This is a genomic window from Methanocalculus pumilus (genome assembly GCF_055382585.1).
The window spans coordinates 905553-929145 of the sequence record NZ_AP042393.1 but is presented as its reverse complement, the minus strand read 5'-3'; the positions used below and the strand labels follow the sequence as shown (position 1 = coordinate 929145).

Sequence of the window (23593 nt, the reverse complement as noted above, 5' to 3'; positions counted from 1 at the left end):
CGGGAACTGCCTTGATTTCTAAAACCCTTCTTCCACGGAATCACCTGTAGATATTGAATCGACACCTCAATCTGACTTAGGAGAAGTTATTTAAGTTTTGAGAGAGTACTGTGTATTGTTATATGCGCTATCGTTCCTTTATTGGGACGATAGTTTCTTCTTATTATTGCTCCTTTTACTATTATGACAAATAGGTGCGCTATTTTTATTGATAATGGCTATCTATCTAAAATCGTTCCAAATGGCTTGAAGATAAATTTCGAATTATTTTCAGATAAGGTTAGTGATGGGAACGAAAGACTACGGACATATTTCTATGATTGTATGCCATATCAAAGCAACCATCCTACTGTAGAAGAAAAAGAGAGATATAGCAATTATTGTAAGTTTAGAGACATTATAGAAGGCCTTCCTCGATTTCAGATGAGATTTGGGAAGTTGCAAAGAACTGACGATGGATCATTCAGACAGAAAAGAGTTGATATCCTAATGGCCGTCGAATTAGTCCGATTAAGTTGGTCTCATCAGATTGGTTATGCGGTGATTATCGCTGGAGATAGTGATTTTGTTCCAGCTATCGAAGCTGCCAAGGATGCCGGTGTCATAACTAGATTGGTTTATTCAAAAAAATCCATCCACGATGAGCTTCTTGCATCTGTTGACGAGAGATTTGAGATGAATCAGAATTTCTTTGATACTGTAAAAAGATAAGGACAAGACCCCAACACCTCTTGAAATTCACTCATCTCACACTCAAAACCTCTTCTTCTCCAAAACTACACCTTCCCCCCTCAACCCCTTTTCACAATCTTTATCGTAACCGCCACTCCTACTTAACAATAAAGCGAAGCAATCAGCAAAGCAACCTCAGAGATATCACCTCGCCTCCCCCCCCGACCAGAATACCGATAACGATAGAGGACACCCACCATGGATCTTACCGAACGCCAGACCCGGAAGCAGCGGATCGACCCCCTTTTGCGTGCTGCCGGGTGGGATGTGGTGCCATACAGGGAGGGAACGCCCCTCAGCCAGTACACACGGTGTGCCATTGAGGAGTTTCCGACCACAAACGGCCCTGCCGATTATGCTCTCGTCCTTGATGGCGTGATCCTCGGGATTGTCGAGGCGAAGAAGCTGACACTCGGGCCGCAGAACGTGCTCACCCAGGCAGAGCGGTATGCTGCCGGGGTTTCCGGAAGTCCATTTAACTTCAATGGCCTCAAGGTTCCGTTCCTCTATTCGACAAACGGCGAGGTGATCTGGTACCACGATATCCGGCATTCTCTGAACCGTTCCCGGCAGATAGCTACCTTCCATACACCTGATGCATTGAAGGAGTTCCTTGGAGGGCGTTTCAATGAGGCAGTATCCAGATTCTTCGAGACCCCGGACAATGCCATGATGCGGCCATACCAGCGGGAGGCCTGCGATGCGATCGGCCGGGCAATCAAAGACCGGAAGCAGGTGATGCTCCTTGCAATGGCGACCGGCACCGGGAAGACCTACACGATGGTGAACCTTGTCTACCGGCTGATGAAGGCCGGGGTTGCGAAACGGGTGCTTTTCCTTGTCGATCGCCGGGCACTGGCTGCACAGGCGGTGCGGGCCTTTGCCTCGTTTGAGACTGAGCAGGGCCTGAAGTTTGATAAGACCTATGAGGTCTACAGCCAGCAGTTCCAGAAGGAGGATTTTGATGAGAAGGAGGCGTTTTCATCAAATCTGCTTCCGAACTCCTACTTGACCGATCCCAAGCCCGCCCATAGTTTTGTGTATGTCTCGACGATCCAGCGGATGATCATCAACCTCTTCGGCAGATCTGCCGCCCTCTCCTGTGTGGATGATGAAGACGGTGATGCCGACACCCTCAACATTCCTATCCATGCATTCGATCTGATCATCGCAGACGAATGCCACCGGGGCTATTCCTCGCAGGAGCTCTCGATCTGGAGAAATACCCTCAATCATTTTGATGCGGTCAAGGTCGGCCTCACCGCCACACCGGCAGCACACACGATGGGGTACTTCAAGGAGAAGATCTACGAATACGGGTATAAGCAGGCTGTTCTGGATGGCTATCTTGTCGATTACGATATTGTCGCCATCGAATCCGATGTGCGGATGAAAGGGATCTTCCTGAGAGAAGGCGAGACGATCGATCAGATCGATCCTGAAACCGGCAGCCGAATCATCGATGTACTCGAAGACGAGCGGGAATTTGATGTCGATACGATAGAACGAAAGATCACCTCAATAGACTCGAACAGAAAGATCCTTGAAGAGATCAAGACCCTTGCACTGGAACACGAGGAACGGTATGGCAGGTTCCCAAAGACCCTCATCTTTGCTGCACAGGATATCCCGCATATCTCCCATGCCGACCAGCTGGTGGATCTCGCCCGTGATACCTTCGGGAGAGGCGATTCCTTTGTCCAGAAGATCACCGGGAAAGTGGATCGCCCGCTCCAGCAGATCCGCCTCTTCAGAAACCGGAAGATGCCCGGTATCGTGGTGACGGTTGACCTCCTCTCAACCGGGGTCGATATCCCTGATCTTGAGTATATCGTCTTCCTCAGGGCCGTGAAATCCCGTATCCTCTTCGAACAGATGCTCGGGCGGGGCACCCGCAAAGGGGAACATCACCCGGACAAATCGCATTTCGTCGTCTTCGACTGTTTCGGGGGATCGCTCCTCGCCTACTTCAATACCGTCACCGGGATCACCGCAGAGCTTCCTGAGCGGGAGACGAAGCCGATCACCCGGATCATCGAGGAGATCTGGAACAACCAGGATCGGGCATACAACACCCGGATTCTTGTGAAGCGGCTGCATAGGATCGACAAGGAGATGTCAGGCGAGGCCCGCGATCTCTTCAGTGCGTATATAGAAGGTGGTGATCTTGCGAAGTTCGCAGTATCTCTTGATCGACGGCTTGCAGAGGAGTTCACCGCCACGATGAGAATTCTGCGGGATCCGAAATTCCAGGAGCTGCTTCAGGACTATCCCCGCCCGAGGAAGACCTTCATCGTTGATTACACCACCCAGGATACTGTCACCTCCACCTGGGTGGTCCGGGATGCCTCCGGCAATGAGTTGAAGCCGGGGGATTATCTCGCCCAGTTCTCGCAGTTTGTGAAGGAGAACCCTGAAAAAATTGCGGCGATTGGCATCCTCCTCGACCGCCCTCAGGAATGGGGAACCGATGCACTCTCTGAGCTGAAACAGAAGCTTGAGACGACACCGCAGCGGTTCACCCTCGAAAATCTCCAGCGGGCGCACTCGGTTCGGTATCAGAAGGCGCTTGTGGATATCATCTCGATGGTGAAACATGCCGCCCATGAAGAAGAGGAGCTGCTGACGGCAGAAGAGCGGGTTTCCCGTGCCTTTGAGAAGGTGGCTGCGGGGAAGACCTTCACTACTGAACAGCAGGTCTGGCTGGATCGCATCCGGGCACATTTAACCGCAAACCTCTCCATAGATAAAGAGGACTTTTGATATCATCCCGGTCTTTGCAGATCACGGGGGATGGAGGCCGGCCGACCGGATATTTGAATATGAACTGGCCGGACTTCTGAAGGAATTTAATGAGGCAGTTGCAGCATGAGTGACGTTGTTCAAAAACTCTGGGGCTTTTGCCATACGCTGAGGCACGAAGGTATCGATTATGGCGACTATATCGAGCAGATAACGTACCTGCTCTTCCTCAAGATGGCAACGGAACGCGAGGTCGAGATGCCGGATGGCTGTGACTGGAACACCCTCAAGGAGAAGTCCGGCACCGAGCTCACCGAACACTATCTCGATCTGCTCAGGCAGCTTGGGAAAGCAGACGGCCTCCTCGGCGATATCTTCGCCGGTGCACTCTCCCGGTTCAATAACCCAGTCGCCCTCAAGAAGCTGATCGGCTTAATCGACGAGACCGAATGGACGGCCCTCGATGTCGATGTGAAGGCGGCTGCATTCGAAGGGCTCCTCCAGAAGGCGGCAAGCGAGGGGAAGAAGGGAGCCGGCCAGTACTTCACGCCGAGGATTCTGATCCAGGCGATCGTCAGATGCATGAAGCCGGACCCCCGGAACCACCGGGAGTTCACCATCATCGACCCGGCCTGCGGAACCGGCGGCTTTCTCGTCTGTGCGTATGAATGGCTGAAAGCACAGACCGAGGGCGGGGCACTTGACCGCGATCTTGTCAAGCGGATCAAGTTTAGTACCTATTATGGGCAGGAGCTTGTGGAACGGCCCCGGCGGCTCGCCCTGATGAACCTCTTCCTCCACCGGACTTGAACCCGAGATCAAGCTCGGCGATTCCATCTACCAGGTGCCGGACTCCCGGCGGTTCGATCTTGTCCTGACCAATCCCCCCTTCGGGACAAAGGGGGCGGCCCAATCGCCGGAGCGTGAGGATTTCGTCATCGAGACGAGCAACAAGCAGCTGAACTTCATCCAGCACGTGATGACGATCTTAAAGCCCGGCGGGAGGGCGGCGATTGTGGTGCCGGACAATGTCCTCTTCGCCGATAAGGCAGGGGAGGTATTCGAGCTCCTCTGCGAAGACAATGATCTCCACACCGTCCTCAGGCTCCCCGACGGCACCTTCACCCCGTACTCCCCCGGCACGAAGACGAACGTCATCTTCTTTACAAAGGGCTTCCCGACCGAAACGACCTGGGTCTATGATGCCCGGACAAATGTCCCAAAGATCACCAAGAAGGACCGGGCACTCACCCCCGGCTATTTCGCCGCTTTCGAGCAGTGCTATGGCCCCGATCCGAATGGCCGGGCCCCCCGCGACCCCGGCGACTCCGCCGAGGATCGCTGGCGGTCATTCCACATCACCGAGCTGAAGGAGCTCAACTACAAGATCGACTCCCTCAAGTGGCTCCGTGACGACTCCCTCGGCACCGGCGAGGCCCTCCCCCTCCCCGAGGAACTCGCCGCCGAGGCGATAGACGAGCTGGAGGAAGCAGTGGAAGAGCTGAAGGCGATCCTCGACATGATAGGAAATGGCTATGCAACAGAGGAGTGAGCTGCCGGAGGGGTGGGTTTCAAAGGAATTAAAGGATATTATCACAATATCCAGTGGTAAATTCATAAAAGCAACCGATTATGATAAGGAACCTAAGAAACCATATCCCGTTGCAGGTGCAGGAGGACCAATTGGGTGGACTGATAAATACAACTTTAATCCACCCATAGTTGCTCTTGGCCGGGTTGGGGCGGCAGGTTCTCTAAACGTATATCACACAAACGCTTGGGTAACTGATAACACACTCGTTGTAAAGCCAATACAAAGTGAAATGCTCAAGTGGTTAATACTCTTTTTCAGAACAGTAGACTGGTTATCTCTGAGAACAGGTAGTTCACAGCCACTAATAACACAAAAAATTATAAAATCATTAGTTATCCCTCTCCCACCCCTCGCTGAACAGCACCGAATCGTCGGCGCCATCGAAGCCCTCTTTGCCCGGCTGGATGCGACTGAAGCCCGCCTGGCACGGGTGCCTGAGATCATGAAGCGGTTCCGGCAGTCGGTGCTCGCCGCTGCGTGTGAGGGGAGGCTGACGGAGGATTGGCGGGAGCTCTTTTTTACAGGAATAATTGATCGAGATGATCCGGGTTTACTTCAATCACCTTATGAAGAACATCATGATTACCACCAATTTGATCTTCCACAAAAATGGATTTGGACTAAGATTTCTGAAATTGGAGAAGTATCAGGCGGATTAACAAAAAATAGCACACGAAATCAGTTTGAACTAAAAATGCCCTACCTCCGTGTAGCAAATGTGTATTCTAATAAGTTAGATCTCTCCGAAATTAAGACAATAGGTGTCAGAGAAGCAGAAGTGGATCGATATTTACTCAAACAAGGGGATTTGCTGGTTGTTGAAGGTAATGGAAGTAAAGAACAAATTGGAAGGGTTGCACAATGGGATGGAAGTGTAGATCCATGCCTTCATCAGAACCATATAATTAGAATCAGGCTAAATCAAGATATTAATCGCCAATTTGTTACAATATGGCTTCTTTCATCTCAAGGAAGAGAGATGATAACCTAAGTTTGCCACTTTGGGTTCAGCCACCCAATGAGAGCATCCGCTATCGTGATCTAATTTTTCCAGAATTTCATCGGGAAACTGTATTTGACAGTTGACGATTTTCCCATCAAAACTTCATGTAACCGTCCAATTATGCCGTAAAATCATCGTGTTGATGGCATCAAAATTGGAGTGAATGAACCTTTTTGTCTTCCTCATCCACGAATCAACCGTAACTGTCAAATTCGATAGCGCCTTTTTGATGAATTTCGTTGACGTATGCTTTAGTTCCGGGATCTCAAATCGGACCAGTGAGATGAATAACTGTGCAAGAAACCCAATGATTAAAGCACCGTAAATGCTGTTATCAGTCCATACGCGCAATGGTTTTATCTCGATCTCGTTCTTGAGAGAGTTGAATATCTTCTCGATCGAGTCCTTTTTTCGATAGGTCAGAAGGGCTTCAGTAAGTGTCAAATTCTTACTCGATTTCAGGCAGAAGAATCCCTCTCTGCCGGTGATGAACTTATCTTCAAGAAGCCTGACGGCATCATCTTCGGAGAGTTCAATCAGCTTTGTCTGGATGGAGTAATCCACATCAACAAGAAGATTGTTTATCCGGAATCGCTTTGGAAGACCCTTATTCTTGTCAATACTCTCCTGAATGGCTTTCGCTTCTTTTATCTCTCGCACAACTTTTCGGGCTCTGGATTCCAGCTGCTCTTTCTGCAGTTTTTCTGAGAAGTAGAGATAATTGATACTGTTCGGTTTCTCGATTTTAATCCCGCGGGTCCCAGATTCCTCATCAACCATCTGAGGATTATATGTCTCAAATTTGGCGATTATCTTGTCGTCGCTCTTGTTGAGCTTCTTTCCGGTGATGTACTGCATATTATCTGCCCGGATCATCTGGGTATTGGCGACACTGTTCGCTCCTTTATCAAATATTACCAGAGAACCCTCTCTGAGACTGCCGCTTGATTGCTGATAGGTCTTCTTGAAGTGGATCTGATCATTGAGATTGCCGGGTTCGATTGTCAGCCCAATCGGGACATTGATCGGGTCGGCAAGTTCTGTGACACCAACGGTGATCTGTTTTTTATCTGGCCGATGATCACGACTGTAGCCATACTTTCCAAGCGGAGCCTTGGTACCATGAAGAACAATGCTGGTCCAGTCCATGTTGATGTTTGTATGCTCAAATTCATACCTCTCAAACAGGATGTCCTGGATATCGGAGATGATCTCTTCACGGTTGGCACCAAGGGTTTCAAGGACACGGTAGAGCGTTCTTTCGCTGAATGCAGGGAGAGAGAATTCGGTAAGCACTTCAGGCCGGTTGATCCATTCGTGAGACCGCTTTATGCTGAAGTTATCCGTCATTTTGTAGCTGACAAGAGCTTGAAGCAGATTATTGATGTCGATACCTCTTGTCTTGTGTTTCCCGAAAACAGAGGATAAATTCAGGGTTTCATACAGCCTTTCAACGAGAAGAAGGGTACCGATAGGAAAGGATATATTCTCATTCGGTTCAATCTGATTAGTTCTTAGTTTTGTTTGCATTTTGGTTCAATTCAAACATCACTAAGAACACATATATTTCTTGTTAATGGCAAAGTTGGGATGATAACAAATGTATCAAGCTCAACATCGGGCTTATACACACTTAGCATTTCAAAAGTAGGAAATTTTTCAGTCCCCCTCCCCCTCTCCCCGAACAACACGAAATCGTCCGCCGGGTCGACAGCCTCCTTGCTTTTGCAGATCAGATCGAAGCCCGTGTTGCTGCTGCACAGGAACGCACCGAGCAGCTCCGACAGTCTATTCTGGAACAGGCGTTCTCAGGGCGGTTGGTGAGGAAGGAGAGAGGAGGAGAAATATCCTAAGTCCATGATAAAATGAAGTATGAGATCATTGGAAAATTTTCAAAAAATCAAAAAGTGATTTAATCCGGTCTTCGGCAGTAAAGATCCAACTATCAAACATTTGCGTACATAGTTTTATATGAGAGTACATGTTTAATATTCAATTGTTCTACTATGGCTCTTGTAGATGGCTCGAATGTCACAATATCCCATCTTGGGCTTGTTGCCGGTGTGTATGACTCGCTTGGGATCGGGGATCTCATTGACGAACTCATACCCAAGAAACGGCATCACATCGTCTCCCATGGCACCGCTGTCAAAGCACTTCTCCTCAACTCTCTTGGCTTTGTGGAGCGGCGGCTCTATATCCTGCCGGATTACTTCGATGATATTGCAACAGAACGGCTCCTTGGTCCGGGAATTCATCCTGATCATCTCAATGAATCTCTCTTTGGTGAGACGCTGGATGCAATTGCACGGTTTAACCCGACCCAGCTCTTCACTGCAATCAGCCTCACCATGATGAAAAAGCTCACACCCGAACCTCCCAAACCTCAGGACTCTCCCCGACTTCATCATGATACAAGCTCTTTTAAGGTAACAGGAGAGTATGACAGTGATTTTGGGACACGACTAATTCAGATTGTCCGTGGCCACTCCAAAGATCACCGAAACGATCTCAACCAATTCGTCATAACCCTGGTCACCAACCAGCATGGCATTCCCGTCTTCATGGAACCCCTCTCCGGGAATGCCTCGGATAAGAAATCCCTTCTCAGGTCAATTCAGGCTGTCCGGAATAATCTGGTGACCGATCAACGAATCTACCATATCGCAGATTCAGCGTTTTATACGAAATTAAACCTCCAAACCCTGGGAACACAGTGTTACTGGATCTCTCATGTCCCAAACACGATCAAGGAGGCAAAAACACTCATTCACCAGGAAGACGTTCCTTGGCAACCCTGTACTGATGAGCGGTATCACTCGTATGAACTCACTTCTGAGTATGCCGGGATCCCCCAGAAATGGATATTGTACCATTCCCGTGACCAGCAGACCAAATCTGAAAAGACATTTGCATCACGAATCAAAAAGCAATGGAAAAAAGATGTAACCGCTCTGAAAAAGACATTTAAGCATGAATATGCGTGTGAACCAGACGCACGTGCGGCACTTAATCGATGGTTTGGAAAACACCCGCGCTACCTTCCTGTCAACATTCAGGTGACAACAAAGAACCGGCGTGTAGACGGAAAAAAAGGTCGACCAAAGGATGGAGAAGAGATGAAGACAATCTATTTTGTCTCCTGTGCGCTGATGTACAATGATGAAGAGATACGGCGGGAGAAAGAGCGACTTGGGCGGTTCATTCTGGCAACGAACGATTGTGAGATTGATCCTGATACACTTCTTGACTGGTATAAGGAGCAGGGTGCCGTTGAACGCGGATTTCGGTTTTTGAAGGATAACAGCTTCCATATCTCTGAGATATTTCTGAAAAACCCGAATAGAATAGCCGCAGTCTCGATGCTGATGGTCCTCAGTCTGATGGTATACACGGTGACCCAGTGGCAGATCCGGGAGATCCTCAGGGAGCAGAAGAAGACGATCCGTGATGTCAAGAAACAGACCGACAAACCGACGACAAAACGGATCTACCACCTCTTCAGGCGGGTTCGACAGATAGAAGAAGTAACTGATACAGGGGTTGAGTGCCGGATTCTCAATTATACAGACGAATTACAGGATATAACGCGGCTGTTCGGGCAGGGAGTGGAAAAATATTATGCATGAAAAATTATCTGCCGAATGTGGGTTTAATCAATATATTCCCATTTAAAATAAAAGTGAGACACCATATTACGATATTTAAATTCTATTTTTCTCAACTAATTTCCAGTAGTGCTCACCCAATATCGTTAATTTACATGATTTTGAATTAATAGCCGCATAATACATATGATCTTCCCCAACAGGAACAACCAAATTTACACGATTATAATTCTGTAATACTCTAAATATTTGCTCCTTTTCAAGATCTCCATGTTTTTCTGCAGGCTCATATTCTGGATCAAGGGGATATTCATACCCTGATGTGGGAAAAAGAGTTGTTATCATTTGGAGTTCGGAAAGTGAGATTGGAGGTTGTACTTTTCTTAATTTAACAAATTCCTTAACATTTGTCTTAAAGATCGGTCTTTGTTCCCAAGGTCCGAGTGATTGATCAATATGAGCATATATACTTCCAGGCGTTATATCCCCAACCAAATTTGATGCGCTTCCATTCATTGCATCAACAAATAATTTTGTAAACACACCTGACCCGTTTTCTTCAGAGGCATATTGAACCAGACTTGATGCAGTTAATATCGTTGTTCCTTCTTTTAGGATGGCTGCATCATCATAGGAGCTATTTCCACATTCTCCTGAATGACAACAATCTAGGACAATGATTTTATTTTTTGCAGAAGAATCATTTGCAATTTTTATTAACTCACTCATCGGAAATCCGGCATCTGCATCCGTGTTTTCTGAAGTTATAAGATATCCGCCAGTACTTTCCACATGACCATGACCTGCAAAATAAAATAATGCAATATCATCATTATTATCTTTAAATAATTCCATTACAGATTCTTTTAAAATTTTTTTCGTCACTGTACTTGATGATGTCGCAGTTAATAATTTTACATCAAAGTTGATTGTTCCATCGCTGTTTCTATCAAGAACAGCCTTAATTGAATTTGCATCATTAACACATCCATTAAGAGAACTGAAATGTTGGTAGCAATCAATACCTACGACAAGGGCTTTTCTCATCATATTAATCAAGCTCCTTAATTGCGGCAATGATAGAATCAGAATTCCATTTAACAATTTTATCTGCTGATTTTTTAACTACAACTGAAGTTCTTTCTGAACCCCATGGCTCAACAGCAATTATGGGTTTTCTCAATTTCTTTGCAATCTCAATTTCTTTATTGATCCACTTGCTATATGTTGAATAAACCCCTGCCAATATGATAATGACACCACAAGCACTTATTTGCCTTTGAATTGCCTCATTTAGCTCATTATCAGTCCCTTTTGTGTGTATTGGATCGTTCTTTGGTACAGAATAATCAGAATATGTAAAATATGGTTTATTCCGTAGCAATGAACTCAACTTGTCATAAGCATCGCTATACGTCCAAGAATGACTAATAAATAAATGGTACTGTTTAGACATATTTTTACCCCCTATTCTCTTTATTATTGATTTCTCGATTGATCTCATTTTGAAGAATGGTTAGATTCCATGAGATTACTGTATCCCCATGCTCCTTCATTGGAGCAGGAATTTTATGATTTTTATCACCATGAATTCTCATCCCGATAACTGGTTTGCCAAGTTCATGAGCTTTCCTGATTTCCCACAATACTGCCTCACGTTCATGAGTATTTTCACCTATTGCGATAACAACAACCGTAGATTGCCGAATCCGTTCGGTACATCGTGTCTTCCATTTGTCATCAAAAGGCTCTTTTACCGAATAATCAGTAAATTCAAGTTTATCTGAGTTCTTTGCCTGGTATCGAAGAAAATTCACCTGTGCTTCATCATCAATATGAAAGCTAATGAATACTCTTGGTTTTTTCCTTCCCTCTGAGTAGTCCTGAATTCTTTTTTGCGTTTTATTTTCATCATTTTGATAACTAGCTATTGAGTAAATCTTCCTTTCTCCTCTGATTCCACCACCCACTACAAACACCTCCTAAGTACATGAATTATTTATAATTTGTTTAATTTGCGTTACATTAGTTCCTTGAGCCTCATAATGCTCAATATAGTAAGGGAACAATAATTCTTGTTGCCATGAAAGATCATTTATAAATTGATTTATTAAACATAGATTATTCATTATAACCTCCTTTGTGACCGTTGAATTTTCACATTTAACCCATTTTACTCCATTATTTTTGAAACCCCTGAATGCTCTGACATAATGTGAGTGCGTTGCAAACCCATCTGCAAATCTAAAAGAATTTATATGCTTTTTAGAGCCAACACCGTAGATCATTAATTTTGGTACCATTGTTCGAATCGCAAAGGCATGTCTCAAGCCGATTTGAGAAATATATTCTGATCCACGAAAATAATCTCCTGCATGGAAACAATAGGTTTCAACGCCACAAGATTGAAGATAGGTTATATGCCCCTGCATCTGTTCAACTGTACACCCCTTTACAAGACCAATCGGAATTTGTTTTGGGCATAGATGTTGAATTATTTCTGTCTGATAAATTATACGAGATAGTTCACATGCAGATAGGTTGACCTCACCAAGGTACGTTTCACCATCTGGAGTAATGTAAGAATCTACACCTAACTCGTCAATCAATTCCGCATATTTTTCACCACTTAATCCCGCAATTGCACGATCAGGCATTATAGACGATAGAATGACACTGCCATTATAATCAAGATGATTATGAATACCTCCATCGTCATGTATTTGTTTGAAAAGACCGGTAGTTGATCGTCCATCTATTGAGAGAAGAGGTTGAGCTTTGACAATTACATTGGAACAATCAATATATTGGTCTGGATTATATGTTAGCCTCTCACCCAATTTGATTATTGGATAAATCGGTTTATTCGTATTGTTATTAGAATAAGGATATTGAAAGCTATTCTTTGAAGAGAAATCGCAAGATAAATTATATTTATATATTTCGTCCATTATCAAAATATCACCCTTAGACTGCCATACATTGTTGTTTGGGCCATATAAGGATAAATTTAATTATCGTTAATAAAGTTAATATCGTATATAAGGATAATAGATATTGGATTGTTATGATCAATACACCCCTGAGAGTCCATATTGCACCAATCGGTTATGATACAGATCGAGTGACTATACCACTTGAAAAAATGGCTGCAGATAGAGTTTGGTTAGTCAAGGAGCAAAATGAAGATAAAGATAAGGGAAGGCTATATTTTAGAGATATTGAGGAATTTTTAGAAAATAAATTGCCAAAATGTGAAATAAAAATTGAGACATGTGACTTGATTAATCGGGATTTATTTGACACACTTCGGGTTTACCGAGAGATTCTGGAAAAAGAGGCAGGCAACTTAATTTTTATCAATGTATCAACTGGCTCAAAAATACAATCAATTGCTGGGATGCTTATATCAATGATTTTTCAGGAGAAATACAAAGACATAACCCCATATTATGTTGTACCAGAAAGTTATGATGAAAAGGCCGAGGATGGTCGACCCTTAGTTAAAGGATGCAAACAAATTCATCCAATTCCCAGTTACAAAATTGAACGACCACGTGAAGAATTAATCAAAGTCCTGAAAATAATTAATGAAGAGACAGTAAATGATAAGCAAATAACAAAGAAAGAACTAATTGAGATTCTTGATAAATTCAATTTATTGGAATTACAATCGAAATCCAATAGACGAGAACAAGATGAGAAATCAGCAAAATATCGTGCATTAGACAGAAAATTTATCGAGCCCCTTCTAGACTGGAAATTTATTTCCATTGGCGGTACTTCAAGATATAGAACAATTATGTTAACAGACGAAGGAAGGAATATCCTAAAGTTTTTAGGATGAATATCTTCATAAATGATAACATACCTTTCTTTCTGTAAACAGACAACTCCATCAAACCCATTCCCTCCCCGACCCCCACCAGCATTCGATAAAGAAAATGATAATCCTCTGTACCGAATGATATCGGAGTTCAACAGCACCACACACCAGATTTAAGATAATTACACAAATTGACTCCCCAAAACGATCGGAATAATCATACCCTCCTACAAACCCTCCCTCACCTCACCTCACAGATCCTCTTCACATCTGCTGCCGGGTACCGGAGGGTGATCTCGCTCGTCCTCCCCTTTGCCTGCCTAAGCGAGATCCGGATCAGGGCATAGGTGGCAAGCGATCTGAGCTGCTCGTAGAAGGAGGTATAGGAGATGGTGAGTGCGGGAAGCCGGGGCCCGGGATGATGGAGTTCATCCTGCCTCCGGCCATCCTTTCCATCCTTTCCAACCTTTCCTTCCGGGCCTTTGTCAGTGGAGTATCCCGGTTCGGGCTCGGCACATGCCATTGGCTCTCCGGCTTGCGGCTCAACGGCTCGCTGCTCCATGACTACCTGCCCCATCGCTCCCTGCTCCATGGCTCGCTTTTGCTTTTCCGATTTCTCGGCTGCCATCACCTCCAGGAGCCGGGAATAGAGCCTTCCCGAGGTCGGGGGCACCGGCTCCCCATACTCTCCATGCCCCCCATACTCCTTCCTGCCAGCCTCTTCTCCCTCCTCCACCATCCCGGCAATCACTGAGAGGAGCCTCCGCTCCTTCTCCGTGAGGACCGAAACGAGGCCCCGGAGGTGGGTTGTGCGGGCATCCCCAAAGGCGGCGGCAACATCCTCTTCGGTGACGGCCGGCCGCCCGGTTCGCTCTGCTCTGAGGATGGAGCTTTTCAGGAGATCGATCCCGACCCTGAGATCGCCCGGCACTGTTGATGCCGTCATGTCAGTGATCAGGTCGAGGATCTCAGGTGAGATCACCGCCGGATAGACCGCCTGCCGTGCTCTCTCCCTCAGGATGCCCCGGATCTGGGCGGCTGAATAGGGAGCGAAGAAGACCTCTTCCATGCAGAGGCTTGAGAAGACCGATCGATCCAGCCTGCGGGAGATATCGAGTGCGAGATCGCTCTCAACAAGCATGACCGAGGCACGGCACCCGGGATAGTCGAGGTAGATCCGCAGGAGTGAGGAGAGGATCTGGGTGTCGGTTCCTTCATGGATCAGGTGATGGATATCGTCAAGGCAGACCAGGAGAACAGATCTCTCGGATTGCCTCCTGGATTGAAGCGCCTTTGCGATGGCATCCATCAGCCGCCTGAGCGGAATGCCGGTGATATAGTGTAGTCCCCCAATTTGTTTATAAAATCCATACCTGGTTTCTCTTCGTTAGCCGCGCCTGATACAAATGAAACGTAGCAGAACGGGATTTATGCAGCAATCGCAATCTGTTTTAACATAAAATCACTCTCCTGATTTCTAGGATAAATCTGTTGGAAAAAGACGATATTTAGGTTTTATGTCCAAATCGTCAAACTGAAAGTGTTCAGTTGCATGATCTGGACATAATCTATATATCATGCAAAACGGTAAGTTATCCATGTAGCATCGAAAAGATGTTGCAGGAGGTCTGTGCCCGACGATCAGGAACAGCCAGACCCCTGCGTGCCCGGGAGCATAATGTAGTTGGGTTCAAAAACTACTTGAAACCTTAGATAATCCAGTCTCCAGGGGCATGAAAAATGGAGACGAAAAGATGAAAATGAAAAAAGGATGGAGATTCGACGCATGATAATGCGAGAGCTCTGCGTATACAAAAATCTACTACTGCGGGTTATGCATAGAGTTTTATACCAATCCCATTTTTTCTTAAAGGAGAAGTAATGAACACGAATGGTAAAAAAATTATAATCGGAATCTTCATTGCTCTAATAATAATATTTGCAGTATATCTTATTATCCTGTTAAGTCAGCCCAATTGTTTTATTTATGCTGATATAACTGACAAAGATCAAATCGATTTTGGAACAGATGTAATAATTCATCTTTCAGAAGAAGATTTCAATAAACATCCTGTATTAAGGGAGATTATTACCGGAGATAAACCGTTATCAAGAATTTTAATACGAGATCCACGGGGAGTCAGCTGTAAGGAACAGAAAATAATTAAAGAAGAATATTGCCAAGAAGATCCTTTTTCAAGTAATTATAAGAAGCTTGTCGAATGGAATGGCAGTTATTATGAACTTTCGTGTGTGATATCATAATATTGTGAAGTCAGTTCCTGTTTATCATATGACATTCCCAAAAGTCTGGGCACGAACTTTTACTTTTTTCCTGATAAAATTGTCGATGAACAAAATAATGAATTGATGGTTATAGTGAGAACCGGTAACACTATGAAAATAAAAAAAAACTGCTACTTAGCGAATTTTGCTTTTTACAATGATCAATCTGCCGTTTTTCTTTTCCTTTCACTCGTCATATTCTGTATTGCTGTCTTGTTACTGTCGATTATCCCCTACAAACATTCTCAAACACCCTCACGGCGATCTACAACGCCGCTTCCACACCATATACCCTACATATCCCACAACTACAACCCCACCAATCATCCCCCACCGGAAACGCCATCTCTTGTAAATCCTGCCTCTGAATAACAGCATTCCGGTGATAGCGCACCACTTCATCATCAGGATCAATCGCAAGCGCCCTATCAAAAGCTTCGATAGCCTCGTCATACCTCCGGGCCAGGCACAAGAAAAAGAATCGTGATTGGGGGAGTTGAAGGTTTGGAAATCCAACTATTTGTTTTCCTTCAGACAATTCATATCCCCTCTGAATCCACCCCCCCTCACTTCCCCTCACAAATCCTCTTCACATCTGCTGCCGGGTACCGGAGCGTGATCTCACTCGTCCTCCCCTTCGCCTGCCGGACCGAGATCCGGATGAGGGCATAGGTGGCAAGCGACCTGAGCTGCTCGTAGAAGGAGGTATAGGAGATGGTGGATACAGGTTGTCTTCCCGGTGACGGGGAGCCCCCGGCAGAGGATGTTCGCCGGACGCTGGCAACGGAGCCCCGGCCTGATCAGGAATGCCATCTCCTCGAACTCGGCATCGCGGAAGAGCACCTGATCGGGGATTTGATCGCATTCGAGGATATCGGCGCCCTTAAAGAGCGGTTTATCGGAAAAGGTGAAGTTACGTGTGTATTGGCCGATCCAAATTGATCCCCTAACGCCGATCCGAACTGATCCCCCCTTTAAATACTCACTCTTGGATAATCATATTTAATGATTATGCTTTCTTCTCTCTTCGGTAACTCTTCCCGTTCATGTTCAGGATAATCGCGTTCTGAGTGATCCGATCCAGAATCGCACCGGTCAGTGCCGGATCATGAAACACTTTCACCCACTCGGAAAAACTGAGATTCGAGGTGATGATCGTTGACATCGTTTCATATCGAGTTGCAAGCAGCTGAAACAACAGTTCTGCAGCAGCAAGATCAAAACTCACATACCCAAGTTCATCCAGAATCAGCAGATCAATCTTCTTGAACTGGCGGAGATAGAGTGTCAACCGGTTCTCATGCCGTGCCTCGATCATCTCGTTGATCAGTCCTGCAGCGGTCCGAAAGAGCACACGATACCCGGCTTCACAGGCCAGAACACCTGTACTGATCGCCATATGCGTCTTGCCAGTCCCGGCATTTCCAATGAGGATCACGTTCCTTCTCTCGGGGATGAAACCAAGATTCCTCAATCCAGGCACCGCATGTTTCCCATCCTCGGGAAGGTGCTCTCCAACCAGATCCTCAAATCTCTTCATCGTTGGAAATCCTGCCTGTCTCAGAGCACGCATCTGGCGATTCACCTTTCGTTTCTCCTGTTCAGCCTCGAGTGCCGAGATAAATATCTCCTCAATATCAGGTCTGTCAGGATAATTCTCCAGGATATACGAATGAACGCCACCAATACGGAGCTCTTTGCAGAGGAAATCGAGACTCATTCTCTCCGCCTCCTGAGGAGGTCGTCATAGGTATCCAGATCTGGTTTGGGTACAGAGAAGGCATCCTGAAAATCAAAAGGTTCAATCATCTGGACTGGATTCTGGAAGAGGAAGAATCTGAGTGTATCATAGGTGATGGGCATATTCTCTTCACTCAGCAGATCCAGAACTCCACAGAACGCCTCTTCTGAAGTGTCATTGACCAGATCAAGGATGGGGAGGAACTCTTTTGGATCACCTCGACACTGATGGGTGAAGAGATGCTTGAGTCGTGGATCACATTGGTTGAATACTTTTGAATTGGCAAGCGCTCTTGGTTTTCGGTGGAACGTCTTGATGTAATGACGGATATCCGAGACCGGCTCCGGGCTGTTTGAACGGCGGGGATGAGTGGCAATGACCTGTTCACCATCGATCAGGCGGACGGTGTCAACATACGCCTGCATGGTGATTTTCCTGCCACGATAGGTTGTCGGAACGGAATAGAAGGTGTTCTCGTATCGAACCATGGAATATTTGTTCAGGGTGGCTCTTCTGGTGTGACAGTTTGTATATTCAAGTGAAGGAAGGGGTTTCATGTGTGTACGTTCAACCTCCAGCCCCTCAGCCGGTGTCAGGTCACGGCGGTATGCCGGAAGATGGTTGATCTCATCAATACAGGTGGAGAACCACTGGCACGCCTCCTGGAACGTGTCAAATGAGTCACGTTCACCGAACGCATATCTCCGGATATAGCCAACAGTCTCTTCATCTGTGCCTTTTTCCTGAGGTGAGGCAGCATTGCATACATGAGGTGTAAACCCATAATGTACTGCAAAACGAAGGAAATTGTCATTCAGCCGTTTCAACCGGGAATTATAGACGACACCGAGCCGATCATAGAAGATGGTCTCTGGAACGGCTCCAATTTCATTGAAAAAGTCGATATGGGTCTGGACTACTTCCAGATGTCCTGAATGCCGGAATAAACGGCCAAATCGATACAGAGAGAAGGGTAAGACCATTCCTCCACAGGAGAATGTGCACTCTTCACGCCCAATACACAGCACAACGTCTGCAAAGTCGAATTCGCCACGCCATCCTACTGGAGGTTCCTGTTCAATGAATGTCTCACGGAACGAGTGTTCTCTTTTCCAGCGACGGACCTCATCTTTGACGGTAGTATAGCCGATCGAGTAACCATCTCGCGTTGTGAGGAGCTGATGGATGCGTTTTGCAGTGATACGTTGTTTCCCACGATTACACTCACTCGATTCGAGGTATCCATGGATCTTCTCTTTTACCTCATCGGTGAGGACGCGGGAAGGTTGGATTACCACAGGATTGGCTGTGAGAAAGTCAGGGAGTTCTCCATTCTCCATCTGTTTCATCTGGCGAAGATAGCGTCTCACGGTATTGATGGACACATCAAGGCGTTGTGCGGTCTTTTTGATACTCCCATATTTCTCATAACAGTCGAGGATCTCTTTGATTTCTACCATTTCTTTCACCCTTTGTGCCACCTCATACCCTATTTAAAGGGAAGTGGCGGTTTTTGGCAAAAAGGGGGATCAATTTGGATCGGCGCACCTATATAAAGGGGGGATCAAAAGGAATCGGCGAAAACATACGTGAGACAATCTGCGAACTGCTTTCTGATTTCATACCATAAAGAACGCTGTCCAGGTAATAATGGATGAACCGTGCGTCGTGAAAGTGTTTTTTTTTGGGGGGGGGGAGGGGGAGCGACATATATAGTCATTTGTATATGTCTAGACAGTCCTATCAATAATCACCCCTCTTTTTTTAAGTTCAAAGAAGCATCTAGCACATGCATTAACATCAGCAGAGGCATTATGTACATTATCAAATGAGCTACCGAATAGTTTCATATGTAACTCGGATAATGAAGGCCATTTATACCCAGGTCTAAATGGATTTGGGATTTTACAATAATCCACAACTTGCGGAGACTTCATTGTGCAATATCTTTTAATATTGAGCAGATCAGTTTTCATTTGATTTCGTAAAAATTCTGCATTCAAAGTTAGAAGGTCAAAATCCAAATTATGTGAGACAATAAGAGATATATCCACTATATCTTCATTGAATAATGAAAGGATGCTATCAATACTTTTTCCTTCCTTTTTTGCCATCTCGGTAGTTATCCCGTGAACACTTGAGGACGTCTTAGTGATAGTGAAATCTTTCGGAAATATTATTGAAGATACCATTTTAATCTCAACACCATCGCAATCAAATATCGACCAAGCGATTTGAACAATATTTGGCCAGTTTTCTATTTGGCTTGGTGGAGCATTCATAGATTTTGCTAAACCATTTGTTTCTAAATCAAAGAATAGATACATAAATCACCCTGAATGATAATTTATCACCATTAATTATCGCTTTCCAGCCTTAGAATGATCATAACCCGGAGGTGTTGGTTTGTAATGTTTATCGGTTTCAGAGTAACCAAGACATTGGAAGTCTCGCAATTCTTGTATTTTAAGATTTGTTGTTAGTATAGTACTATTATCTCCACCAGTCACTCTAATCAGATTAAGATTTTCACTATTTGTTGGCTGTACAACACGAGAATCGCCATAATCTGAACAATTCACTTGTATTGCATAACAGTGAAGATCTTTCACAACAGATTCAATAATTGAAGAGAAATATAATATATCTCTGTTTAAAACACATGCAACTAGGAAATCTAGTTCTGACTTGAAAAGTGATCGATGGTTTATATCTGCTAGTTCATAGCAATTATAAATTGAAAATTGGGTATTTTTCCACTTAATTAGATCATATCGATATTGATTAATTTCAGGTATTTTTAAATGAGAACGTATTAATTCAATTTTCTCATGAGGAGAGTAATGATTTTTACAACGAATAATTGGGAAACATGTTTTATATTTATCTTCTGAAATAATTGGAAGAGCCGCTACAATAAAATTATATGCCGAATTATCAGTTTGATTTTTCCAATATTCCATTCCAAAAATCAATCCTATTTGATGATTGCGTGCATATTGAACCATAAAGGGCAACCAACGGTGAGGTATGGATAATTCTGGAAGAATAAATAAATCACATGATTCATTTTTCGCGAGGTTTAATAATTGGAACAATTCATTCTGCCTTTCGATGACCATCATCGGTTTTTTTGATGGCTTATAACTAGAGCTTATATAATCGTCTTTAACTTTGATATTCGCTATTCCAATTCTTATAGTCTCATCATTTTTATGATTATTTGAATCATTCCTGGAAATAACAATATGGTACGATAGAATTTTAGAGTTTTTATCCTCTGAAGTTTCTTTTAATTCCGGCTTATATAAACCAAATTCTCTTTGATTAATATAGATTGGGATGGTGTCATCATGGAGATGTGAAATATTAATATATTTATTTTTTATATCAACCATATTAATATTGCCATTTTGGATTTGTTGTTGAATAAAATTAAAAAGATAAAACTCATCATAGTGAATGAAACGAGGTGAATATTTAATTTTTTTATTATCTTCATCAAAATTTATTGATACTGTAGTTAAATATTTTTCAACTTTATCAAAATCAATGAATGATCCTTCATAATCAGTATAGTTAATTAATGGATAAATTATATTAGAATGTCTTGTTAGATTCGATCCTCTTAATAAAGAAGCAATATTTTTCAATTCCCTAATTTTAGCATTTAGACCTTTTGAAGAAATTGTTTTTTTCCTCCCCTCATTTTTATGATAAAAAACATATGATTGGATATCTGAACCAAGTATTGAAAGAGCCATTGATAACGAGATATCGAGATATCTTTTTAAGTCTTCTCTTTGCCTGCTAAGAATCAAAATAGACTTTTCTATATCACATTCTTTCTCAACTTCGGGTCTGAATTGAGAGATCTTGCAAATGACGCTTTGTATTGTATAATAAAATTTTGCACAGTCCGAATACTGTCCACTAATTATCAAGAAGGTGAAATATTTCTCCCAAGTTCGACAAAAGTTTATGAAATTTGAACCATTGTAGAATTTAAATATTTGATCAGACATTTGTTTTAAAATGTCTTTTTCTAAATCACATTGCTTTACAGTTTGATTGATTTTCGATAATTTTATTGAAAATTCAGTCAGATTCTCTTCAAATCCTATAATACTACGAAATTTATTAGTAGAACCAAAATAATTCAAATTGTACGCAGCATTTTCTATATAAAGATCTAATTCATCCTGAGGTAACAAAGAAAAAGCACTTGAATTTTCCATGATTTTCTGTTTAAATTTTTTTAATACAGCATGAGATTGATCGGAAGAATAATAATGTAAAAATAATTTATCTTGCTGCATACAGAGATTTTCATCACAACATAGACAATAATATTTATTACCATTTTTTTCTTGCTTTTTTAATAAAGATGTTTTTAGGAAATACTTTTCAATAAAGTCATCAATAATATAACCTGAACTCCCGGAAAACGTAGTCACATGATCTCAAGTGCCTCAAGGATGAGCCGCTGTTTCTTCGTCATCTCAGTCATCATCACCTGCCCATCTGCAAGAGTGATCTTTTTGAGCTTATCGAGCTCAAGCAAGAGGCTCTTTACCGAATAGTGTTTCAGCAACTCTGCTTCCGTCATCATCCGTAACAACCTAGCCCGGATAATCAAAGCCACAAACACAACAAAGATGAAACCGCTTGTGGTACTGTCCTTATGCGTATTCAGTGGGAGTAAATCCAGATCCGACTTCATCATCTCTATCTCCTTCTCGATCTCATCACGTTCCCTGTACAGAGACAGAGCAGTCAACCAGTCAACATCTCCTGAATAAAACACCATGAACTTCCCCATTCTGTTCATCCGTTGTGCAACAGCATTCTGCCGAATTGTTGCTTCAATCCGATCATCAACCGCTTTCCAATCGAAAAAATTCTTGAGCTTGCCTGCGATCTCATAAAACCGGATAAATGCAGGTTTTTCCTTCTTCAGTCTCACAGTGGCCAGTTTATCCCTGATATCAACCAGACGGCTGGTGAGTGATTCTTTCTCCTCAAGTTCCCGTTTTGGATCATAGAAGAGATACCCCTTCAATTGATATGACTCAAGTGACAGTGTCACTGGTTTTGCGTAGATCGTCTTGTCTTTGAACTTCTGTAAGTATTCAACATTGGTGATATCCCGTTGCGCCTCGGTGAGGAGGAGTTTCACATCCTTCAGCTGGAACGTTGCAGCGATAATGAACGAAATCTGCTGATCAAGCATCTCCAGAAGGTTATGCTGGCTGAAAAACCCACGATCCATAATGGCGGTATACTCTTTCACGCCATATGCGGCAATTTTCTTCAGTGTACCGGTGAGCGTTGTGACATCGGTAATACTCCCTGGATAGAGATCGTACATCACCGGGATACCAAGTTCCTTGTCCATGATGAGTGAGAGATTAATCTGGGGAAGTGACACGCCATCCCTGTTATATCCATATTCAAGAAGGTTCATCAGAGAAGAATGACTGGAGAGACTGGTGATATCATAAATCAGTGTCCGTTTCGTCCTGTTCTCTTCCAGGAGTCTCGTCATCAGTTGTTGGGGAACAGTGCTGGACCCGATTCGAGCAAGCAGTTCACTGATTCTCTGTCCGGTAAGAGTAATCTGTGGCGAATCAAGAGCGAGAGTGGTTCCGGCGTACCATGTCCCGACATCTTTCATTGCCAGTGGTCTGATAATCCGGTTGAGTGCAAGTGCAGTTACCATTGCAGCATCTGAGTCATTAAGAATCTCATGCAGATATTGATCCAGTTTCAGGTCATGCATGATCTGCGTGAGGAGCATGACTGATCCATGGTCGTAGGCAGAACGGACAGCTACGGTTTTGGTATTTTTCCTGATCTTTTCCCTGACTTCTGGTGGTGCATCCCGCATACGAACGGGCTTTCCGTCAATATTTCGTCCAAGATATTTGGAGTTTTTATATCGAGTCTGTTTTGATACCGGGTCGTAATAGGGTGTTTCTTCGTACCAGTATTCTCTGTCGCCAGACTTTTTGATCCTTCGAATCGGTTTCATGGTGTGCCTACACAATATGGGCACATG

At 44.1% G+C, this 23593-nt stretch carries 21 protein-coding genes; 10 read left to right on the top strand and 11 right to left on the bottom strand.

Translation table 11 applies throughout. The features are described from left to right. The first annotated feature begins 183 nt into the window (after positions 1 to 183). From ACZ44I_RS04915 to ACZ44I_RS04895, 5 genes are all read left to right on the top strand, one after another. Positions 184 to 711: an NYN domain-containing protein gene (locus ACZ44I_RS04915; protein WP_464548213.1), complete on the top strand. Its 528-nt coding sequence runs from the start codon at positions 184 to 186 to the stop codon at positions 709 to 711. Positions 712 to 930: 219 nt separating this feature from the next. Continuing rightward, on the top strand, positions 931 to 3495 hold the full coding sequence (locus ACZ44I_RS04910) for a type I restriction endonuclease subunit R (protein ID WP_464548214.1): 2565 nt from the start codon (positions 931 to 933) through the stop codon (positions 3493 to 3495). Between the two features lie 105 nt (positions 3496 to 3600). Next, complete coding sequence (locus tag ACZ44I_RS04905; protein WP_464548216.1) at positions 3601 to 4284, top strand: class I SAM-dependent DNA methyltransferase; 684 nt, start codon at positions 3601 to 3603, stop codon at positions 4282 to 4284. Between the two features lie 34 nt (positions 4285 to 4318). Next, the gene (locus tag ACZ44I_RS04900) at positions 4319 to 5026 is read left to right on the top strand and encodes an HsdM family class I SAM-dependent methyltransferase (RefSeq protein WP_464548218.1); all 708 of its coding nucleotides are present in this window, start codon (positions 4319 to 4321) and stop codon (positions 5024 to 5026) included. Further along, positions 5010 to 6059 carry a restriction endonuclease subunit S gene (locus ACZ44I_RS04895; protein WP_464548220.1) on the top strand — a complete coding sequence of 350 codons (1050 nt, stop codon included), beginning with the start codon at positions 5010 to 5012 and terminating at the stop codon, positions 6057 to 6059. The genes ACZ44I_RS04900 and ACZ44I_RS04895 overlap by 17 nt, the downstream gene beginning before the upstream one ends. A gap of 114 nt (positions 6060 to 6173) precedes the next feature. Here ACZ44I_RS04895 and ACZ44I_RS04890 read toward each other — a convergent pair whose 3' ends face one another. Then, entirely contained in the window at positions 6174 to 7601 is a 1428-nt protein-coding gene (locus ACZ44I_RS04890) for an IS1634 family transposase (RefSeq protein ID WP_464576605.1), read from the bottom strand. A gap of 476 nt (positions 7602 to 8077) precedes the next feature. Here ACZ44I_RS04890 and ACZ44I_RS04885 point away from each other — a divergent pair, with 476 nt between their 5' ends. Continuing rightward, positions 8078 to 9700, top strand: coding sequence for an IS1634 family transposase (locus ACZ44I_RS04885; RefSeq protein ID WP_464548224.1), 1623 nt, complete (start codon positions 8078 to 8080; stop codon positions 9698 to 9700). A gap of 75 nt (positions 9701 to 9775) precedes the next feature. Here ACZ44I_RS04885 and ACZ44I_RS04880 read toward each other — a convergent pair whose 3' ends face one another. The 4 genes from ACZ44I_RS04880 to ACZ44I_RS04865 are packed head-to-tail and all read right to left on the bottom strand — an operon-like array spanning position 9776 to position 12630. Next, positions 9776 to 10729 carry a caspase family protein gene (locus ACZ44I_RS04880; protein WP_464548226.1) on the bottom strand — a complete coding sequence of 318 codons (954 nt, stop codon included), beginning with the start codon at positions 10727 to 10729 and terminating at the stop codon, positions 9776 to 9778. A gap of 1 nt (position 10730) precedes the next feature. Beyond that, complete coding sequence (locus ACZ44I_RS04875; protein ID WP_464548227.1) at positions 10731 to 11135, bottom strand: TIR domain-containing protein; 405 nt, start codon at positions 11133 to 11135, stop codon at positions 10731 to 10733. 4 nt (positions 11136 to 11139) lie between these two features. Continuing rightward, entirely contained in the window at positions 11140 to 11649 is a 510-nt protein-coding gene (locus ACZ44I_RS04870) for a TIR domain-containing protein (RefSeq protein ID WP_464548229.1), read from the bottom strand. Positions 11650 to 11661: 12 nt separating this feature from the next. Next, complete coding sequence (locus ACZ44I_RS04865) at positions 11662 to 12630, bottom strand: hypothetical protein (RefSeq protein ID WP_464548231.1); 969 nt, start codon at positions 12628 to 12630, stop codon at positions 11662 to 11664. A gap of 173 nt (positions 12631 to 12803) precedes the next feature. Here ACZ44I_RS04865 and ACZ44I_RS04860 point away from each other — a divergent pair, with 173 nt between their 5' ends. Further along, a complete protein-coding gene (locus tag ACZ44I_RS04860) occupies positions 12804 to 13526 on the top strand; it encodes an HFX_2341 family transcriptional regulator domain-containing protein (protein ID WP_464576603.1) in 723 nt (240 codons plus the stop codon). A 220-nt stretch (positions 13527 to 13746) separates the two neighbouring features. Here the strand turns inward: ACZ44I_RS04860 and ACZ44I_RS04855 are convergent, their stop codons facing one another. Beyond that, a complete protein-coding gene (locus ACZ44I_RS04855) occupies positions 13747 to 14814 on the bottom strand; it encodes a hypothetical protein (RefSeq protein ID WP_464548235.1) in 1068 nt (355 codons plus the stop codon). 572 nt (positions 14815 to 15386) lie between these two features. Between ACZ44I_RS04855 and ACZ44I_RS04850 the strand changes: the two genes are divergently transcribed. From ACZ44I_RS04850 to ACZ44I_RS04840, 3 genes are all read left to right on the top strand, one after another. Then, positions 15387 to 15770, top strand: a complete 384-nt coding sequence (locus ACZ44I_RS04850) for a hypothetical protein (protein WP_464548237.1) — start codon at positions 15387 to 15389, stop codon at positions 15768 to 15770. A gap of 525 nt (positions 15771 to 16295) precedes the next feature. After that, on the top strand, positions 16296 to 16463 hold the full coding sequence (locus ACZ44I_RS04845; RefSeq protein ID WP_464548238.1) for a hypothetical protein: 168 nt from the start codon (positions 16296 to 16298) through the stop codon (positions 16461 to 16463). A 42-nt stretch (positions 16464 to 16505) separates the two neighbouring features. Further along, a complete protein-coding gene (locus ACZ44I_RS04840) occupies positions 16506 to 16733 on the top strand; it encodes a hypothetical protein (protein WP_464548240.1) in 228 nt (75 codons plus the stop codon). Positions 16734 to 16800: 67 nt separating this feature from the next. On the opposite strand, the gene istB is transcribed toward ACZ44I_RS04840, so the two are convergent. The 5 genes from istB to ACZ44I_RS04815 all read right to left on the bottom strand — a co-directional run bounded on the left by istB (position 16801) and on the right by ACZ44I_RS04815 (position 23566). Then, positions 16801 to 17511, bottom strand: coding sequence for an IS21-like element helper ATPase IstB (gene istB, locus ACZ44I_RS04835; protein ID WP_464548242.1), 711 nt, complete (start codon positions 17509 to 17511; stop codon positions 16801 to 16803). Continuing rightward, the gene (gene istA / locus ACZ44I_RS04830; RefSeq protein ID WP_464548244.1) at positions 17508 to 18992 is read right to left on the bottom strand and encodes an IS21 family transposase; all 1485 of its coding nucleotides are present in this window, start codon (positions 18990 to 18992) and stop codon (positions 17508 to 17510) included. The genes istB and istA overlap by 4 nt, the downstream gene beginning before the upstream one ends. 270 nt (positions 18993 to 19262) lie before the next feature. Next, a complete protein-coding gene (locus ACZ44I_RS04825) occupies positions 19263 to 19859 on the bottom strand; it encodes a 3'-5' exonuclease (protein ID WP_464548246.1) in 597 nt (198 codons plus the stop codon). A gap of 33 nt (positions 19860 to 19892) precedes the next feature. Further along, positions 19893 to 21989: a hypothetical protein gene (locus ACZ44I_RS04820; RefSeq protein WP_464548248.1), complete on the bottom strand. Its 2097-nt coding sequence runs from the start codon at positions 21987 to 21989 to the stop codon at positions 19893 to 19895. Beyond that, the gene (locus ACZ44I_RS04815) at positions 21986 to 23566 is read right to left on the bottom strand and encodes an IS1634 family transposase (protein ID WP_464548250.1); all 1581 of its coding nucleotides are present in this window, start codon (positions 23564 to 23566) and stop codon (positions 21986 to 21988) included. The genes ACZ44I_RS04820 and ACZ44I_RS04815 overlap by 4 nt, the downstream gene beginning before the upstream one ends. Positions 23567 to 23593: the final 27 nt, after the last annotated feature.

Bases quoted from the DNA above. Each gene is read 5' to 3' on its own strand.
- ACZ44I_RS04915 (WP_464548213.1), top strand. From the start codon at position 184: ATGACAAATAGGTGCGCTATTTTTATTGATAATGGCTATCTATCTAAA.
- ACZ44I_RS04910 (WP_464548214.1), top strand. From the start codon at position 931: ATGGATCTTACCGAACGCCAGACCCGGAAGCAGCGGATCGACCCCCTT.
- ACZ44I_RS04905 (WP_464548216.1), top strand. From the start codon at position 3,601: ATGAGTGACGTTGTTCAAAAACTCTGGGGCTTTTGCCATACGCTGAGG.
- ACZ44I_RS04895 (WP_464548220.1), top strand. From the start codon at position 5,010: ATGCAACAGAGGAGTGAGCTGCCGGAGGGGTGGGTTTCAAAGGAATTA.
- ACZ44I_RS04890 (WP_464576605.1), bottom strand. From the start codon at position 7,601: ATGCAAACAAAACTAAGAACTAATCAGATTGAACCGAATGAGAATATA.
- ACZ44I_RS04885 (WP_464548224.1), top strand. From the start codon at position 8,078: ATGGCTCTTGTAGATGGCTCGAATGTCACAATATCCCATCTTGGGCTT.
- ACZ44I_RS04880 (WP_464548226.1), bottom strand. From the start codon at position 10,729: ATGATGAGAAAAGCCCTTGTCGTAGGTATTGATTGCTACCAACATTTC.
- ACZ44I_RS04875 (WP_464548227.1), bottom strand. From the start codon at position 11,135: ATGTCTAAACAGTACCATTTATTTATTAGTCATTCTTGGACGTATAGC.
- ACZ44I_RS04865 (WP_464548231.1), bottom strand. From the start codon at position 12,630: ATGGACGAAATATATAAATATAATTTATCTTGCGATTTCTCTTCAAAG.
- ACZ44I_RS04855 (WP_464548235.1), bottom strand. From the start codon at position 14,814: ATGGATGCCATCGCAAAGGCGCTTCAATCCAGGAGGCAATCCGAGAGA.
- ACZ44I_RS04850 (WP_464548237.1), top strand. From the start codon at position 15,387: ATGAACACGAATGGTAAAAAAATTATAATCGGAATCTTCATTGCTCTA.
- ACZ44I_RS04840 (WP_464548240.1), top strand. From the start codon at position 16,506: ATGGTGGATACAGGTTGTCTTCCCGGTGACGGGGAGCCCCCGGCAGAG.
- istB (WP_464548242.1), bottom strand. From the start codon at position 17,511: ATGAGTCTCGATTTCCTCTGCAAAGAGCTCCGTATTGGTGGCGTTCAT.
- istA (WP_464548244.1), bottom strand. From the start codon at position 18,992: ATGGTAGAAATCAAAGAGATCCTCGACTGTTATGAGAAATATGGGAGT.
- ACZ44I_RS04825 (WP_464548246.1), bottom strand. From the start codon at position 19,859: ATGTATCTATTCTTTGATTTAGAAACAAATGGTTTAGCAAAATCTATG.
- ACZ44I_RS04815 (WP_464548250.1), bottom strand. From the start codon at position 23,566: ATGAAACCGATTCGAAGGATCAAAAAGTCTGGCGACAGAGAATACTGG.